This is a genomic window from Metabacillus sp. KJ11-3, assembly GCF_055808295.1.
Genome location: NZ_CM147865.1, coordinates 387,372 through 401,477, shown reverse-complemented (window position 1 = coordinate 401,477; position 14,106 = coordinate 387,372). Strand labels below are relative to the sequence as shown.

Annotated in this window: 11 protein-coding genes; 5 read left to right on the top strand and 6 right to left on the bottom strand. The window is 36.1% G+C overall.

Annotation, left to right across the window (positions count from 1 at the left end; all coding sequences use genetic code 11):
* Nucleotides 1-511 precede the first annotated feature (511 nt).
* Nucleotides 512-1,222: a GNAT family N-acetyltransferase gene (locus tag AC0L8O_RS02085; protein WP_473446407.1), complete on the bottom strand. Its 711-nt coding sequence runs from the start codon at nt 1,220-1,222 to the stop codon at nt 512-514.
* A 637-nt stretch (nt 1,223-1,859) separates the two neighbouring features.
* Here AC0L8O_RS02085 and AC0L8O_RS02080 point away from each other — a divergent pair.
* Nucleotides 1,860-2,198 (top strand): hypothetical protein, encoded by a 339-nt coding sequence (locus AC0L8O_RS02080; protein WP_473446406.1) that lies wholly within the window; start codon nt 1,860-1,862, stop codon nt 2,196-2,198.
* 192 nt (nt 2,199-2,390) lie between these two features.
* On the opposite strand, the gene AC0L8O_RS02075 is transcribed toward AC0L8O_RS02080, so the two are convergent.
* A complete protein-coding gene (locus AC0L8O_RS02075) occupies nt 2,391-2,681 on the bottom strand; it encodes a DUF3817 domain-containing protein (protein ID WP_473446405.1) in 291 nt (96 codons plus the stop codon).
* 141 nt (nt 2,682-2,822) lie between these two features.
* Here AC0L8O_RS02075 and AC0L8O_RS02070 point away from each other — a divergent pair, with 141 nt between their 5' ends.
* On the top strand, nt 2,823-3,062 hold the full coding sequence (locus AC0L8O_RS02070) for a hypothetical protein (RefSeq protein WP_473446404.1): 240 nt from the start codon (nt 2,823-2,825) through the stop codon (nt 3,060-3,062).
* A 20-nt stretch (nt 3,063-3,082) separates the two neighbouring features.
* On the opposite strand, the gene AC0L8O_RS02065 is transcribed toward AC0L8O_RS02070, so the two are convergent.
* Together AC0L8O_RS02065 and AC0L8O_RS02060 are read right to left on the bottom strand one after the other, a co-directional pair.
* On the bottom strand, nt 3,083-3,232 hold the full coding sequence (locus tag AC0L8O_RS02065; RefSeq protein WP_473446403.1) for a YjcZ family sporulation protein: 150 nt from the start codon (nt 3,230-3,232) through the stop codon (nt 3,083-3,085).
* 83 nt (nt 3,233-3,315) lie between these two features.
* A complete protein-coding gene (locus AC0L8O_RS02060; protein ID WP_473446402.1) occupies nt 3,316-5,163 on the bottom strand; it encodes a methyl-accepting chemotaxis protein in 1,848 nt (615 codons plus the stop codon).
* A 477-nt stretch (nt 5,164-5,640) separates the two neighbouring features.
* Here AC0L8O_RS02060 and AC0L8O_RS02055 point away from each other — a divergent pair, with 477 nt between their 5' ends.
* Nucleotides 5,641-7,350 (top strand): methyl-accepting chemotaxis protein, encoded by a 1,710-nt coding sequence (locus AC0L8O_RS02055; RefSeq protein ID WP_473446401.1) that lies wholly within the window; start codon nt 5,641-5,643, stop codon nt 7,348-7,350.
* Between the two features lie 49 nt (nt 7,351-7,399).
* The gene (locus AC0L8O_RS02050) at nt 7,400-8,434 is read left to right on the top strand and encodes a sugar ABC transporter substrate-binding protein (RefSeq protein ID WP_473448594.1); all 1,035 of its coding nucleotides are present in this window, start codon (nt 7,400-7,402) and stop codon (nt 8,432-8,434) included.
* An 87-nt stretch (nt 8,435-8,521) separates the two neighbouring features.
* Here AC0L8O_RS02050 and AC0L8O_RS02045 read toward each other — a convergent pair whose 3' ends face one another.
* On the bottom strand, nt 8,522-9,946 hold the full coding sequence (locus AC0L8O_RS02045) for a vWA domain-containing protein (RefSeq protein WP_473446400.1): 1,425 nt from the start codon (nt 9,944-9,946) through the stop codon (nt 8,522-8,524).
* A 187-nt stretch (nt 9,947-10,133) separates the two neighbouring features.
* On the opposite strand from AC0L8O_RS02045, the gene AC0L8O_RS02040 reads away from it, so the two are divergent.
* Nucleotides 10,134-10,925 (top strand): SDR family oxidoreductase, encoded by a 792-nt coding sequence (locus tag AC0L8O_RS02040; RefSeq protein ID WP_473446399.1) that lies wholly within the window; start codon nt 10,134-10,136, stop codon nt 10,923-10,925.
* Between the two features lie 77 nt (nt 10,926-11,002).
* Here the strand turns inward: AC0L8O_RS02040 and AC0L8O_RS02035 are convergent, their stop codons facing one another.
* Entirely contained in the window at nt 11,003-14,047 is a 3,045-nt protein-coding gene (locus tag AC0L8O_RS02035; RefSeq protein ID WP_473446398.1) for an efflux RND transporter permease subunit, read from the bottom strand.
* Nucleotides 14,048-14,106: the final 59 nt, after the last annotated feature.

The window sequence follows — 14,106 nt, the reverse complement described above, 5'->3', positions numbered from 1 at the left end:
GCTTGCGGGGTCCAGACCTTTCCTCTTCGCCCACAGGGGTCGAGTGTCTTCCGCTCCTTTCCACTACAAGGCTTAAATACTATTTAAAAACAACAATTTTCACGAAAACAGCCAATAAAAAAGGTGATGAACAATGGTTGTTCATCACCTTTTTTGATCACGATTGCATAGGCTTGAAGTGTGCACAAATAGACAAATCTCCCTCTAAAAAGAGTTATCTGTTTCATTGTGAAAATACAAAAAATCCGTACTTAAACAAGCACGGATTTTTTCACGGGCACTATGCAAGAAGATCGCAAATTGTGTACGATAACCGTTTTTGTTCTTAACCGTCCACATGTACATGCGTAAATAAACCTTCGATAAGGAAAAGTTTTTTTGCATATTCATGTAGATGAAGTATTTACTTCGTTAGTTAAGAACAGAAACCCTCACAAAACACATCTCCTAAACTGTAATTACCTTTAAAATACCAGAGACTGGAATACAATGTCAAGATGGAAATGAATTGTTAAAGCCCATTTCGAACATCCATTACACTCTTCCCGCCAAGAAATGCATGACCTGTCTTCACATTTAAAACAGTATCAAATCCCGACTTTTGGTAAACCTTCTCCACTTGTTCATTAATTGGCAATACCCATAAGCGTTCAACTTCCTTTTTCAGCATATCGTTTTGGATATAATGAATAAGGTGACCTATTAACCCTTTCCCTCTAAATTTCTTAATTGTTGCTACACTTTCTAACCTTGCATCTCGTTCATAAAAAAATATACATGCAGTAGAGCAAGGAATTCCATTATATTTTAATAAATAATGGATATAACAATCTTGCGAAAATTCTTCTATAAAGGCCTGTTCACGTATTGAACCACCAAGCTCAGGAATTTGACACTCTATATGAATGGCATCCTGCATATTTTCAGGCGTTACCTTTTCAATCGTAATATGCGAATTGTGTTTTATGACTATTTCCCGTCTCCATAATTGAACAGGACTATCAAATTCTTCAAATCCAAAACCTTTATTCTTTAACATTTCAATAAACTCAGCTTGTCCTTCGTAGTTTGAAAGATAAAAACGCGGAATAAGATTTTTCTCTTGATAAAATGTAATCACTTCATTTATGATCTCTTCAAAATGACCATTGTATGTAGAGATGTGTGCATGATTTGCATCATAGTAATTTGGTTGATTTTCATTATAAAAAGAAATCCCCAACTTCTTTCTACTTTTGTAGCAAAGGATGAAACATAGGCAATATCTAAAGCATCAATATAGTTCTCAATCATGATCGTTTTCCCCGCGTTCATATAAAGTGAAGTGCGACTTCCATCAGTGAGGTTTTTCTTCGACCCACACTGATGGTTAGCGAATCTTATCGGATCTTTACAGGCAGTTATCCCCCAAATATAATATTTTCATTGTCTCTCTCAAACCTTTAGTGGAAGTTTTACTGCCCGTTAAGATGGGTTATTTTAATTTCTATCTCATCATACAGGGTTCCAGCCTTGGAATCTACTGAAATATAAGACTTATTTTGTGATAGTTCCTCTTTTGAATCTTTCTATTTTTTCACTTACACATTGTATAGTGATTAATCAATGAACCAAACATTGTATCAACTCCGCCTTACAACATAGCACATAACACACTATTTTCCACACAATCGGAAAGAGTATTAAAAATAGTTTTACCAGGATGGGATAAAGTATGGCGTCCTAAAAGCACAAGCAAATGAAAAACATAAGTTAAAAGGGCCATCCAATGGAAAGTCCCTTTTTTGTATTTACAAGCATGTCTCTCTCTTCAGCTGCTTATACATAAAGTACGACCAAATTTATAGGAGAGTGAAAGAATGCGAACTTTTATACCTTGTTTTTCTTTTTTGTTCTTTTTATTCGTTTTAATGGGTTGTGCCGGCTCTGGAGGTCTTAAAAACACTGTAGAAGCAAAAGAGGATTTTTTAAAGGCGGACGCCATTTATATTGGATTAATAGATTCGCATTCGATAGAAGTCATCATTGACCAAACACCAACGGCACTACAAATATCTGAAGAACAATACAAAACATTGGAATCAATCCCGACAAACACATCCGTTACCATCTCATACACGTTTCAAAAAAACACCTCACAGAACATTTTAGAGGACATTGAAATATCGGAAGAACAAAAGCGCAAGCGTCTTGATTAACCTCTGGCAAATAAGCCACAAATGAATGTAAGACGTTCTTTGTCTTCAATTCATTTGTGACCAGACCCTAAAGGGGCTAGGCGCTGGAGGTGGATGTCGGGCACTTATCCACAGTTCAAAGAGTTTTATAGTTTCCTCCAATAAATAAGAGGGCCCGTTTCCATACTCTAAAGAAACGGCCCTCTTTTCACTTTACCTCTTTGTTTTCAATTGTTTGTCCAGATAAAAGGTTCCAAATGGAATAAATGCTAAAAACACCGCCCATATCGCCCAAAGAAAGGAATAACGTCGCCTAAGAAAGACAAAGGCAACCATTATCACGTAAGCAACAAAAAGAAATCCATGCATTGCACCAGTCAAGGTAACAGCTGAAGGAAAATCCAAAAAATACTTTAATGGCATCGCAATCAGTAATAAAACTAAATATGAAATCCCTTCTAAGTTTCCTGTGAATCGTAGTATTCCAACCGATGTTTTGAACATCTTCTCACTCCATTTACAATATCAATACATCTATTATACTAGCTGTTCCTCTCCGTTGAAAACGATTTCTATCAACATCATGTTACTTTTTGGATAAGTGAATGAATTATTTTCCATACTATAAACGGAGGTGTGTTCTCTATGGAATTTTTACATAAATATGGCGTTGAACGTCAAAAAGATGGAGTCATTCTTACTCTATATGTATCTGATTTTGATACTGAATTTGCCAACGAATTAGGAACAGAAATAACATCTACTCATCAAGATTCTGTCTGTGAATATGCTGCTAAGAGATTTCCACATTTAAAGATTAAAGCGGTACAAATTGTATCCGGAGGTATTTCCATGGGAATATGCAAATCAAAAAAGGGGCGATAAAACGCCCCTTTCATAACAAATTAATACCAGCCATATCCAGAACCATAACCATAACCAGTTCCATAACCACCTGAGAAAGCACCTGCTCCTACAATAATTAATAGGATAAATAATACGACTATTAGAGCAAAGCCGCTACCGTACCCTGCACCACCGCAATTTTCACTCATTACTTTCACCTCCAAGATCAACTACCTTATTACTGTATGTAAACCTTGAGAAAGTGATATAGGCCATTTATTTAATACATGGTTTATTCCTTTATTTTAAATTTATTTATTGTCTTCTCTAATTCAATAATTGTTTGTGAAAGAGAAGAAGCCAAGTCACCAAGCTCTTCAGCTGCTGCTGCTTGCTCCTCTGTTGTCGCCGTTACTTCCTGAGTAGTAGCTGAAGACACTTCTGCGACATCCACCATCTCATTAATTGCATGTTCGACTTTTTCTTTATTTAGATTAATTTTACCAATTGAGGCTTCAATATAATCGATTTCATGAATAATTGAGTTTGTTCCTTCTAAGATATTTTCAAATGCTTGTTGAGTGTCGTGAATAGAGGATGATTGGTCTTTAAAAAGTGCGATCGTTGTTTTAACAAGCTCAACTGATTTTTTTGTTTGTGATAAGATGCTGGCAATGACCGTCTCAATTCTCAGTGATGAGCTCTTCGTTTGGTCAGCAAGCTTGCGTATTTCTTTTGCTACGACAGCAAAGCCTCTGCCTGCAGCTCCTGCTCTTGCTGCTTCAATGCTTGCATTTAGTGATAACAAATTCGTTTCTTCACTAACACCTTTTATTATATTTACGATATCTTTTATTTGCTCAATTTCTACATTTAATTGGTCCATTGTTGAATCAACTTGACCAATGTTTGTTCCCATCTCTTTGTTCTTTTCGGTTAATTCCTTGATTGTCTCGATGGATTGACTACTTAACTTTTTCGATGTCTCCGTTATAGTTGATACCTTGACCATATTACCTGCTACTTCATTAATTTCACTTGACAGCTCCTTCATTTCACGGTTCGTTCTTTCAGAATAATCAACCTGACTAACAGCACCTTTTGCCACCTCATCGATAGCGCTTGCAATTTGATCTGTTGCACTAGCGGATTCAGCCGATATTCTCTTAAGATCATTAGCGCTGTTCACGGCATATGTAGAAGCCTTCTTATTTTCACGAATCATCAAGGTCATATTATCGATCATATGATTAAAGCTGTTTCCCAGCTGCCCTACTTCATTCTTATAAAGATAATTAGCTCTGTGGGTCAAATCCCCTTTTTCTGCTTCTTTCATAATGGCGACAATTTTATTAATGGGTTTCGTCATACTTCTCGCCAAGAACATACTTACAACCACTGACAGCAAAACAAAGCCCAGAATAATTAAATAAACGAGGTAAATAACGTTTTGAATTTCCTTCATTAAATAGGACTTTGAGGTTGAAACAGCCACCTTCCATCCATTATCAGTTTCTTTTTCAGAAACAAGGTTATCTGCTGTATTTTTATGGTCTTCAAACTTTGACCCGACTAATTCTGATTTATTACTAGAAATGATGACTCCATCTTCATTGTAGATCGAAATTTCTCTTGCTGTATTGTCTTGTCCATTTTCATAAACTTCTTGAAAAACCTCTCCGTTAGCTACAAGAATAATGGTACCAATTCGGTCAAATTTCCGGAACAAATAGATATTTTCATAATTGTTTTCAATACCTGCCTTCCATGTGGTTACACTTTTTGTCTCTTCTACTTCCTTTGCATAAGGAGAAGAATTGAAATTCTCTAAGGAAAAATCCTCCAGATTCTGTTCCCCATATACAGTATCTTCCCTATTCACAAAAAACATCGCTTTTGCATTTTTATTTGAAAAGGTAATGCTAGAGAAGAATTCTGAAGCTGTTCGCTCCTTTGTTATCTTTTCAAATTCTGATAACCCCTCATTGGTTCGTAATGTATCCATCAGTTCCATATTTGAAAAAGGTACTAACGATAGATTATCAAGTTCTCTTAATGCATTGTTTACATTTTTTGTTACTTGAATATTAATATCTTCATTCATTGTTGATACTTTATTTTCAATTGTATTCTTTGACACAAAGTACACAACATTACCAATGATAATACTAGGAATAAGCGTAAATAATAGCAAAAAAGAATAATTTTTGACTTAAGCGTCATTGCTTCAATAAATCTTGGTACTTTTACCTTTACCTTTCTCCTTTTCTTTTGAGATTCCACAGTATTTGGAACTCTTTTTTTCCGTTCTTTCAAACGATTCTTCATGTCCCATCCCCCTCTTTAAAATAACAATAAGTTGTGTTCTTTATCTATCCCTACTTAGTTGTTTTATTTCTATAATGTATTCGCTTTCAATTATACTATATTTTCGACCAAATTCTTCATAATATTTTAATATTTTCAAAGAAACTAGGAAATTTCTCACTTATTTTCTTCATAAAATTACCAATGCTATTAGTTCATTAATCCTATGAATTTCATTAAACAATAATCGACTTTTGTCGATATTAATAGAAATATGATAGATACATGTTATTTTTGGAGGGATCTCTCGTTGTTAAATCATTTACGGTGGAAAAACACAAAGATTGGTGGTAAATATTTCTATGTCTTTCTCGTTGTGACCATTACATTTTTAGTTTCCGTTATTATTACGTATAGTTTACTCATGCAAACAAATCAGACAATTAAACACTCATTAGTAAAAAATGAAGTGGCGCTTTATAGTGCAGACTTAGTTTCCTTATATCATGAAAAGTATAATCAAATTCCTGAATACCTTTTATTGGCTGAAGATGAAAAACTTCTCGAGTATTTAGAAGATAGTCGTAAATTTATCGAAATTGCCAAAAATTTAAAAAGACAATTGGAAAACAAAGAACAAATCGAGATTTTCGATAGAATTATTGAAAACAACCATAAACTAGATGAGTATTTCTTCAGCACAATCGTTCCAAATGTTCAACAAATTAATACAGAAGAGTTCAAAAAATTACAAGAAGAAGCCAGTGGATTAAAGTTGGAAACAAGTCAATTAAGTGAAAAACTAAAATCAATGGCTACAGATTCAAATCGAGCAGCGTTATCAGAAGCACAAAATAATATTGGACAAACGATCAATCTACTTATTATTTCTGTGGTTGTTGCCCTTATTGTCTCAACGGTTCTTCTTGTTATAATCAGCAGAAGGATTTCCGCGAATTTAAACAAGCTTGTGTTAACAAGTGAGGAAATCGCAAATGGAAATCTTAATTTCGAAACTCTAAAAAGCAATGGAAATGATGAGATAGGACAATTATCAAAATCTATTAATCATATGGGAACTCGTTTACGAGAAATGATTGTTGAAGTTTCACATATTGCAACAGATGTTGACCAGCAAAGTTCTGCATTTGCAGTATCTGCATCAGAACTAAAACAAGGAAGCTCACAGGTCGCCAATACGATTGAAGAATTATCTTCAGGTGTGAATAGCCAGGCTGATGAAGTATCAGATATCTCTGAACATATCAAGGAATTTAGTCAAAAATTAATTGATGCAAATCAGGACGGTCAAAAATTAGTTCAATTTTCCGATGAAGTCCTTGCTGTATCTATAAATGGTGACAACCAAATGAAAAATTCTTTGGAACAGATGGACATGATCTATAAGATTGTTGAACTCTCTGTAGAAAAAGTGAAAATTCTTGAAACAAAAACACAATCAATTACTGAGCTTGTCACTGTTATTAAATCGATCGCAGAACAAACAAATCTCCTTGCATTAAATGCCTCCATAGAAGCGGCAAGAGCCGGGGAAAGCGGGAAAGGCTTTGCGGTTGTGGCATCAGAAGTAAAAAAACTTGCGAATGAAGTGACAGCTTCCATTGAAAACATTACAAATATTGTAACAAGCATCAAAGTGGAAACAAGCTCCATGTCACATGAGCTAAATAATGGCTTCCAAAAAGTAAATGAAGGAACAAAGCAGATCCAATTATCCGGTCAGTATTTTTCTGATATTAAAGATAAGGTAACAGATATGACAAACCGGGTAAAAAATATCTCAACTGCCTTCCAATATTTTGAACAAACAAGCCAGGAAATTAATCAATCAGTTGAGCAAATTGCTGCTATTTCAGAAGAATCAGCCGCTGGCTCTGAAGAAATTTCTGCTGCAGTATATGAGCAAACACAATCGATTGATTCCATTTCAACAAGTGCAAATACTCTTTCTCAAATGGTTGAGCGCATGAACGGAATGATCGGAAAATTTAAAGTGTAAGACATAAAGTTGGAGGGAAAAACTTGTGACTGTATTTTACAAAAAAGCGATGATAGGTTTATTGCTTTCTATAGTAGCTCTTGTTGGCACTGCTTGTTCCACGACAGAAACGAGCAGCAAACAAGCATCAGTAAAATTAATTCAAAATGAATCTGTTCCATACATTGGTTTTTTATTAGATACACTTGAAGAAGAAAGATGGTACAAAGACAAGCAACTGTTTGAAGATCATGTAAAATCGCTAGGCGGACAAGTCAAAACGTTAGCTGCAAACGGCTCTGATGCTGTTCAGCTCGTGCAAGCACAATTATTAATTGAAGAAGGTGTGGATGTCCTTGTTGTTGTTCCACATAATGCTGAAGAAGGAGCAAAGATTGTTGAATTAGCTCATAAACATAAGGTCAAAGTCATCTCCTATGACCGCCTTATCACAAAAAGTGATCTAGATTACTATATTTCATTTGATAACAAAAAGGTCGGTGTCCTGCAGGCAACTGAAATTGTTAAACACACACCTAAAGGAAACTTTGTTTATATTGGTGGAGCAGAAACGGATCATAATGCGGTACTATTTAGAGAAGGTGCATTAAGTGTTCTTCAACCACTGATTGACAAAGGTGACATTACCTTATTGGCAGATCAATATACAGAAGAATGGAATCCTAAGAACGCCGAAAATAATATGAAAGCCATTTTAACAAAGGCGAATAACAAAGTCGATGCAGTCGTTGCAGCCAATGATGGTACTGCAGGTGGAGTGATTAATGCCCTGTCTAACATTGGATTAGCTGGTAAAGTTCCTGTTTCCGGTCAAGACGCCGAGCTTAATGGTGTGAAAAGACTTGTCGCAGGAACCCAAACCATGACTGTCTATAAACCGATTCCTGTAATTGCCACACAAGCAGCAGAAATGGCTTACAAGGTAGCAAAAGACAAAACAATTACCACAGATACAACGATTAATAATCAAAAAACTGATGTACCTGCCATCCTTCTCGAACCTATGCCTGTCACAAAGGAAACGATTAAATCAACAATTGTGAAGGATGGGTATTTAACAGAGGAAGAAATTTATAGGAAATAACATTTAATCATGGGGAAACACACCTTGTCATTTCCATAAAAAGATGAACTCTAAACCATTTCAGAGTTCATCTTTTTTGTTTACCTATTAAGTCTGTTCTTTTAATTTTTTCATTTCTTCAACCCATTTATCTACTTTTTCTTTTATCTCATTTACTTTCGAATCAATTTCCTTCTTATTTCGTTCTTGTAACTCATCTTTAAGACGAGTTAATTCCTCTTCTCGAACAGCTGCTAATTCTTCGATTTTAGTTAATGTTTCCTCTGTTAAAATCCCTTGTTCTTCCCAAATCTTTAACCCTTCTTGAAATCGTTGACTTTCTCTTGCCATTGAGGCAGTCCATCCATTTGTTAAATCCGTGATCCTCTCAGTTTCGCGAAAAATCTCCCATCCATCTGGAACATAATTAACTGGAGCCCAAGTTAGCTCTAGCATGGAAGGGAGCCATTCATACTCGATGGTGGCTAATAACTCTTCTTCACCATTCGCCGCAAAATATTCTCCCTCTCCAGCATTCGCTACAGCTTTTAACTGGTTTTCCGCTTCTTTATCAACCTGAAATCCTATTATATTAACAGAAACATTGTCTTCACCTTTATCCATAACTAATTGCTCGGCTGCTTTAGTAGGATTTCCATCACATGTTTCCACACCATCGCTGACAATATAAATAGTGATTTGACCATTATGATCCTTACTGAATTCACTCGTCTTTTCAATTGCTGTTGCTAAAGGGGTCCACCCTTTAGCTTCAACCGTAGAAAGAGAGTGATTAAAACGCTCGGCATCAAAAACTCCCATCTTATAGACTTCTTCTATTTTCGAACATGACTCTCCCTTACCACTATCAGACTCATCACCTCGATGACCAAATGCTACAAGTGAAACCTGACTTGTATCACCTATAGCTTTTGCAAAGCTTTCAACAGCCTCTTTTGCAATATCCATGCGCAGCTTTCCTTCTGAGTCCAGTAACATACTTGAACTAGCATCAAGTAAAATATAAGAATAGTTTTCCTTTTTAGCACTTTCATTTTTCGAAACCTGTTCAGGACGAGGAAGTAGCGGCTCATTAAATCCCGGAGTAAACGAATCTAAGTCCCGGACAATTTCATCATAGCTCGGGCTCCCTGTATAAAACACTAATGCTTTCATAAGCTTTTCCGGATCGTCCGTATCCTCCGCTACTGGCTCCAATACTTCTTTCATGTTATTTATGTATTGAGGGTCAAGTTCTTCGAGTCCCCATAGGACTCGCTCTGTATCTTCTTCATATGTAATATCCTTAGTTAATTCTCCTGCTTGAAAGTTCATTAAAGACTCTACTGTTACAGAAGTGGAAAGCTCATTTATACCTGATAGCTCCTCTTTGTTCTTTTCTTCCTGGTTTGCTACGGATTTTTCGTCTTTCTTCTCATTTGATGATACTGCTAATTTTTCACCTTCATTCGTACAACCTGTACAAATAAGTAGAATGAAGAGAAAAGAGGCAAGCCAATATTTATTCATCATATTCATCACCCTTATTTTGTCTATTTATCATTGTTTTTCCATTCCTTTTACTCCCATACATATTACGGAAAGATAGAATAAAAGTTTCATCTTTTCCTTCTCTTATTATAATACCAAGGGTTATATGGTTTACGATAACTGATTCCTGTTAAATATATAAGAAACAAATAGGAAAGGACTTCAAAATATGTTAAATAATCATAGCCTAAAAGGGAAAGTAGCAGTTATCACTGGTGGCGGTTCCGGGTTAGGGCGTGCAACAGCCTTTCGCTTAGTAAGTGAAGGAGCAAAAGTATGTCTGTTAGATATTAACATTGAGCATGCAAATAACGTGAAGAAACAAATTGAACATGCTGGTGGCAAAGCCATTGCTAAGAAGTGTGATATCAACTCATCACAGGAAATATTAGAAGGAATAGAAGCTGCAATGGATGAGTGGAAAAGGATAGATATTTTATTTGCTAATGCCGGTATTGCTGGAGAAATGGCTCCGATTGAAACGATGAAAGAGGAAGATTGGGAGCGTACCATAAATACTAATTTAACAGGAACTTTTTTAACAGTTAAATATGCAATTCCTTTTATGAAAGATAACGGAGGCAGTATTATTATTACAAGCTCTGTTAGTGGTAACCGCATTTTCTCACAAACCGGTTTTACAGCTTATAGTACATCAAAAGCCGGCCAGATTGCATTTATGAAAATGGCTGCATTAGAACTTGCCCGATATAAAGTCCGTGTTAATGCAATTTGTCCTGGTGCCATTGAAACAAATATTCAAGAGTCAATTCATCAATCTTCTGACCTAAAAAAGATTGAAATCCCTATCGTTTTTCCTGAGGGAGACCAACCTCTCGATCATAAACCGGGGAAATCGGAACAGGTAGCTGATTTAGTTACATTTTTAGCTTCTGACTTATCTTCACATATAACTGGAACAGAAATCTTTGTTGATGGTGCGGAATCATTATTAAGATAAACAGAGGCTGCTTATATTGTCTCGCATTTTTTCAAAATTAATAGACGCCGAGTATACATCTACCCGGCGTTCTATTCTTAAATTATCTCTCTATCAACAGCCAGTGTCTTCTCTTGTTCTTCTGCTAATTTACGTTGCTTTTTTGACTTTCTAAAGTATAACAATTCATACACAACAGGAATCACAACAAGCGTTAATAATGTCGCAACACTTAACCCGCCAATGACAACAACTGCTAAGCTTGCAGAAACTAAGTTTCCTGCCTCCGCTTCTTTAAATAACAGAGGAAGCATAGCTGAGATGGTTGCAACAGCTGTCATAATGATTGGCCTCATTCGTATAGTTGCCGCTTCAACAATGGCATCACGTATGATCATGGTTTCTTCATTTTGTTTTACTCGATCTAATAACACAATGGCATTGGTCACGACAATTCCAATAAGCATAAGTGCTCCCAATAATGAGGTAATATCAACTGTTATTCCACTAATGATAATCCCAAGAATCGCTCCAATTGCAGCAAGTGGCAGTGAAAATAGAATAGCAATCGGTGCACGAATCGTTTTAAACGTAATGACCATGATGAGAAAGACAATCCCGATAGATGCTAACATCGTCATAAACAAATCATTAAAATCACTCGCTTGATCTGCACTTGCACCACCAACAAATACTTCAACATCGTCTGGCAAATCAATCCCCTCTAGGTCTTCACTTCCAAAAATTTCACTATTTATTTCTGTTGAAATGATTGATAGTTTTTCAGGATCAACATCCGCCGTCACTCTTACATATTGTTTTCCATCTTTATGGAATGAACTTGTTGGTTCTTCAGTCTCTGTTAACTCTGCTACCTTTGAAATAGGTGTCATTCCTGCCTGTGTCATAATTGGAACCTCTGAAAGGTCCTTTTTCGTTTCTGCTGAGTAAACAGGCTCCAGCATCACCATTGTTTGCTGGTCATTTACCTCTATTGAACCCAGTGGAGTTTGATTCAACATAACAGCTGCTTGTTGGGCAATTTGATCAGCTTTTGCCATACTTGGATCAACGACAAATGAATAAACTGTTTTTGTTTCTTCTTGGTTTGTTGTGACCTCTTCAACTCCGTCAATTTCCTTGACCCTTTGTTGGATATTCTCAGAAACAGCAACAAGGTCATTTAGACGATCACCCATTATATCAATTGTAATTGACGTACTTCCTCCACCCATCATGGAAGCTTCTGTTGCCTCTAAGGCAGCATCCTTATATTCATCTTTTTGATCAAGGACTTTTTCAATAAATTCGCTCATATCTGCATCTTCTTTTAAGATCGCCATAATCTGAGTTTCTGTTGGATTTCCAACTGCACCATATTTCGCTGCATCAGCAGAATTTCCAAGCTGAAGATACATATTTTCCAATTCTTTTTGTTCCAGTATATAGTTTTCAAGCTTAACAGACTCTTCTTTTACTTTTTCAATAGGTGTATCATTCGGATATGCCAATGATACAAAAACATAGTCAGCTTGAGTTTTATTCACAGAACCTTTAGGAAGAACAAAATATGCTCCTATTGATCCTGCCAAAAGGATGATCGCTGTTATAAAGACGACCCATTTATGATTTAAGGACCAAGTCAAAAATGCCGAAAAACGTACTGATGGCTTATGCTCTTTTATTTTGGCGTTTTTAAGTAATCCGGCACTCATAACAGGGACAATTGTTAACGCCACAATTAAAGATGCTAACAATGAGTACGTAATCGTTAATGCAAATGGTAAGAGAAAATCCTGCAGACCGCCATTAAGTAACCCCATTGGTAAGAAAACGGCAACTGTCGTTAATGTCGACGAAGTAATGGCAGAGCCTACTTCTTTTGTTGCCTCAATGACCATGTTAACTGAAAATTTCTCTGTTTGTGCTCTTCTAAAGATATTTTCAATGACAACAATACTATCATCAACAAGTCGGCCAACTGCCACAGCCACTCCACCAAGTGTTAAAATATTTAATGTCACACCGGATTGAGCTAATAAAAATAGAGTAAAGCCTAATGACAATGGAATGGAGACAATTGTAATCAATGTCGAACGTAAATTTCTTAAAAACAACATAATGACAATTGTTGCAAACAAAGCACCAAGTAATACTTCTTTGATCATACTGTGAACGGAAGATTCGACCATATCGGCAGATGCTAAAATGACGGTTGTTTCTAAATCATCGTAGTTCTCGTTTATTTCTTTTGATACTTTTTCCACTTCTTTACTAATCGTTACTGCATTTGATTGACTGTCCTTTGTGACAACAAATGTAAGAGCATCAGCACCATTTACTTTAGTTAAATTGCCTTCCTGCTTTTCCATTGAGATGGATGCTACTTCATGCAACGGCACATTTGGAGCCACTTCTGTATCTTCAAGATCTTCTATCGTTTTTACATTACCAATAACTTTTATGTTAGCCGATTTACCATCAACTGTCGTTTCCGAAACAGCCGCAGCGGTATTTTGTCCCTGAAGCATTGTCATAATATGTTCAATTGAAACATTTTTTTCAGCCATCTTTTTTTCATTAAGTTTGACAGAAACAAAAGAAGGAATAATACCGTTTGTTTGAATTTCTGCTACACCTTTAATATCTTGAAATTGCGGCAAAATTTCATCCTGTGCATACTGAACAGTTTCCGGACTGATTCCTTTATCAAAAGTAAGAGCGATATAAGAAACGGGAATCATTGAGGTATTTAACTGTACGATGTTTGGCTTCATAACATATTCCGGAAGTGTTACATTTGAGAGGGCCTCTTCAATCTCCCGTTTTGCTTCTTTCTTATCCACACTAGATTCAAGGTGAATATCAACAGAGGAGTATCCATCACCTGTAGTCGAAAACACATTTAGCTTTCCATTCATACTCTCAACTGCTTCTTCAATCGGGGTTGTCACCTGCTTTTCCATCGTGCTCGCATCAACCCCTGTCCCCATCGTCACAACCGAAATAAACGGCTGGTCTGCAGAGGGTAAAAACTCCATTGGAAGTCGGAAATAACTAAGAACCCCCATTACAAGAATAATCGCAGACATTAAGAAAACGGCTGCTTTGTTTTTAAATGACCATTTTGTAAACCATGACATTTGCTAATTTCTCCTTTCAAATCCATTTATTTTTAATAAAACATTGGGCTCCTTTCTTA

Bases quoted from the DNA above. Each gene is read 5' to 3' on its own strand.
- AC0L8O_RS02080 (WP_473446406.1), top strand. From the start codon at position 1,860: ATGCGAACTTTTATACCTTGTTTTTCTTTTTTGTTCTTTTTATTCGTT.
- AC0L8O_RS02075 (WP_473446405.1), bottom strand. From the start codon at position 2,681: ATGTTCAAAACATCGGTTGGAATACTACGATTCACAGGAAACTTAGAA.
- AC0L8O_RS02070 (WP_473446404.1), top strand. From the start codon at position 2,823: ATGGAATTTTTACATAAATATGGCGTTGAACGTCAAAAAGATGGAGTC.
- AC0L8O_RS02065 (WP_473446403.1), bottom strand. From the start codon at position 3,232: ATGAGTGAAAATTGCGGTGGTGCAGGGTACGGTAGCGGCTTTGCTCTA.
- AC0L8O_RS02050 (WP_473448594.1), top strand. From the start codon at position 7,400: ATGATAGGTTTATTGCTTTCTATAGTAGCTCTTGTTGGCACTGCTTGT.
- AC0L8O_RS02045 (WP_473446400.1), bottom strand. From the start codon at position 9,946: ATGATGAATAAATATTGGCTTGCCTCTTTTCTCTTCATTCTACTTATT.
- AC0L8O_RS02040 (WP_473446399.1), top strand. From the start codon at position 10,134: ATGTTAAATAATCATAGCCTAAAAGGGAAAGTAGCAGTTATCACTGGT.
- AC0L8O_RS02035 (WP_473446398.1), bottom strand. From the start codon at position 14,047: ATGTCATGGTTTACAAAATGGTCATTTAAAAACAAAGCAGCCGTTTTC.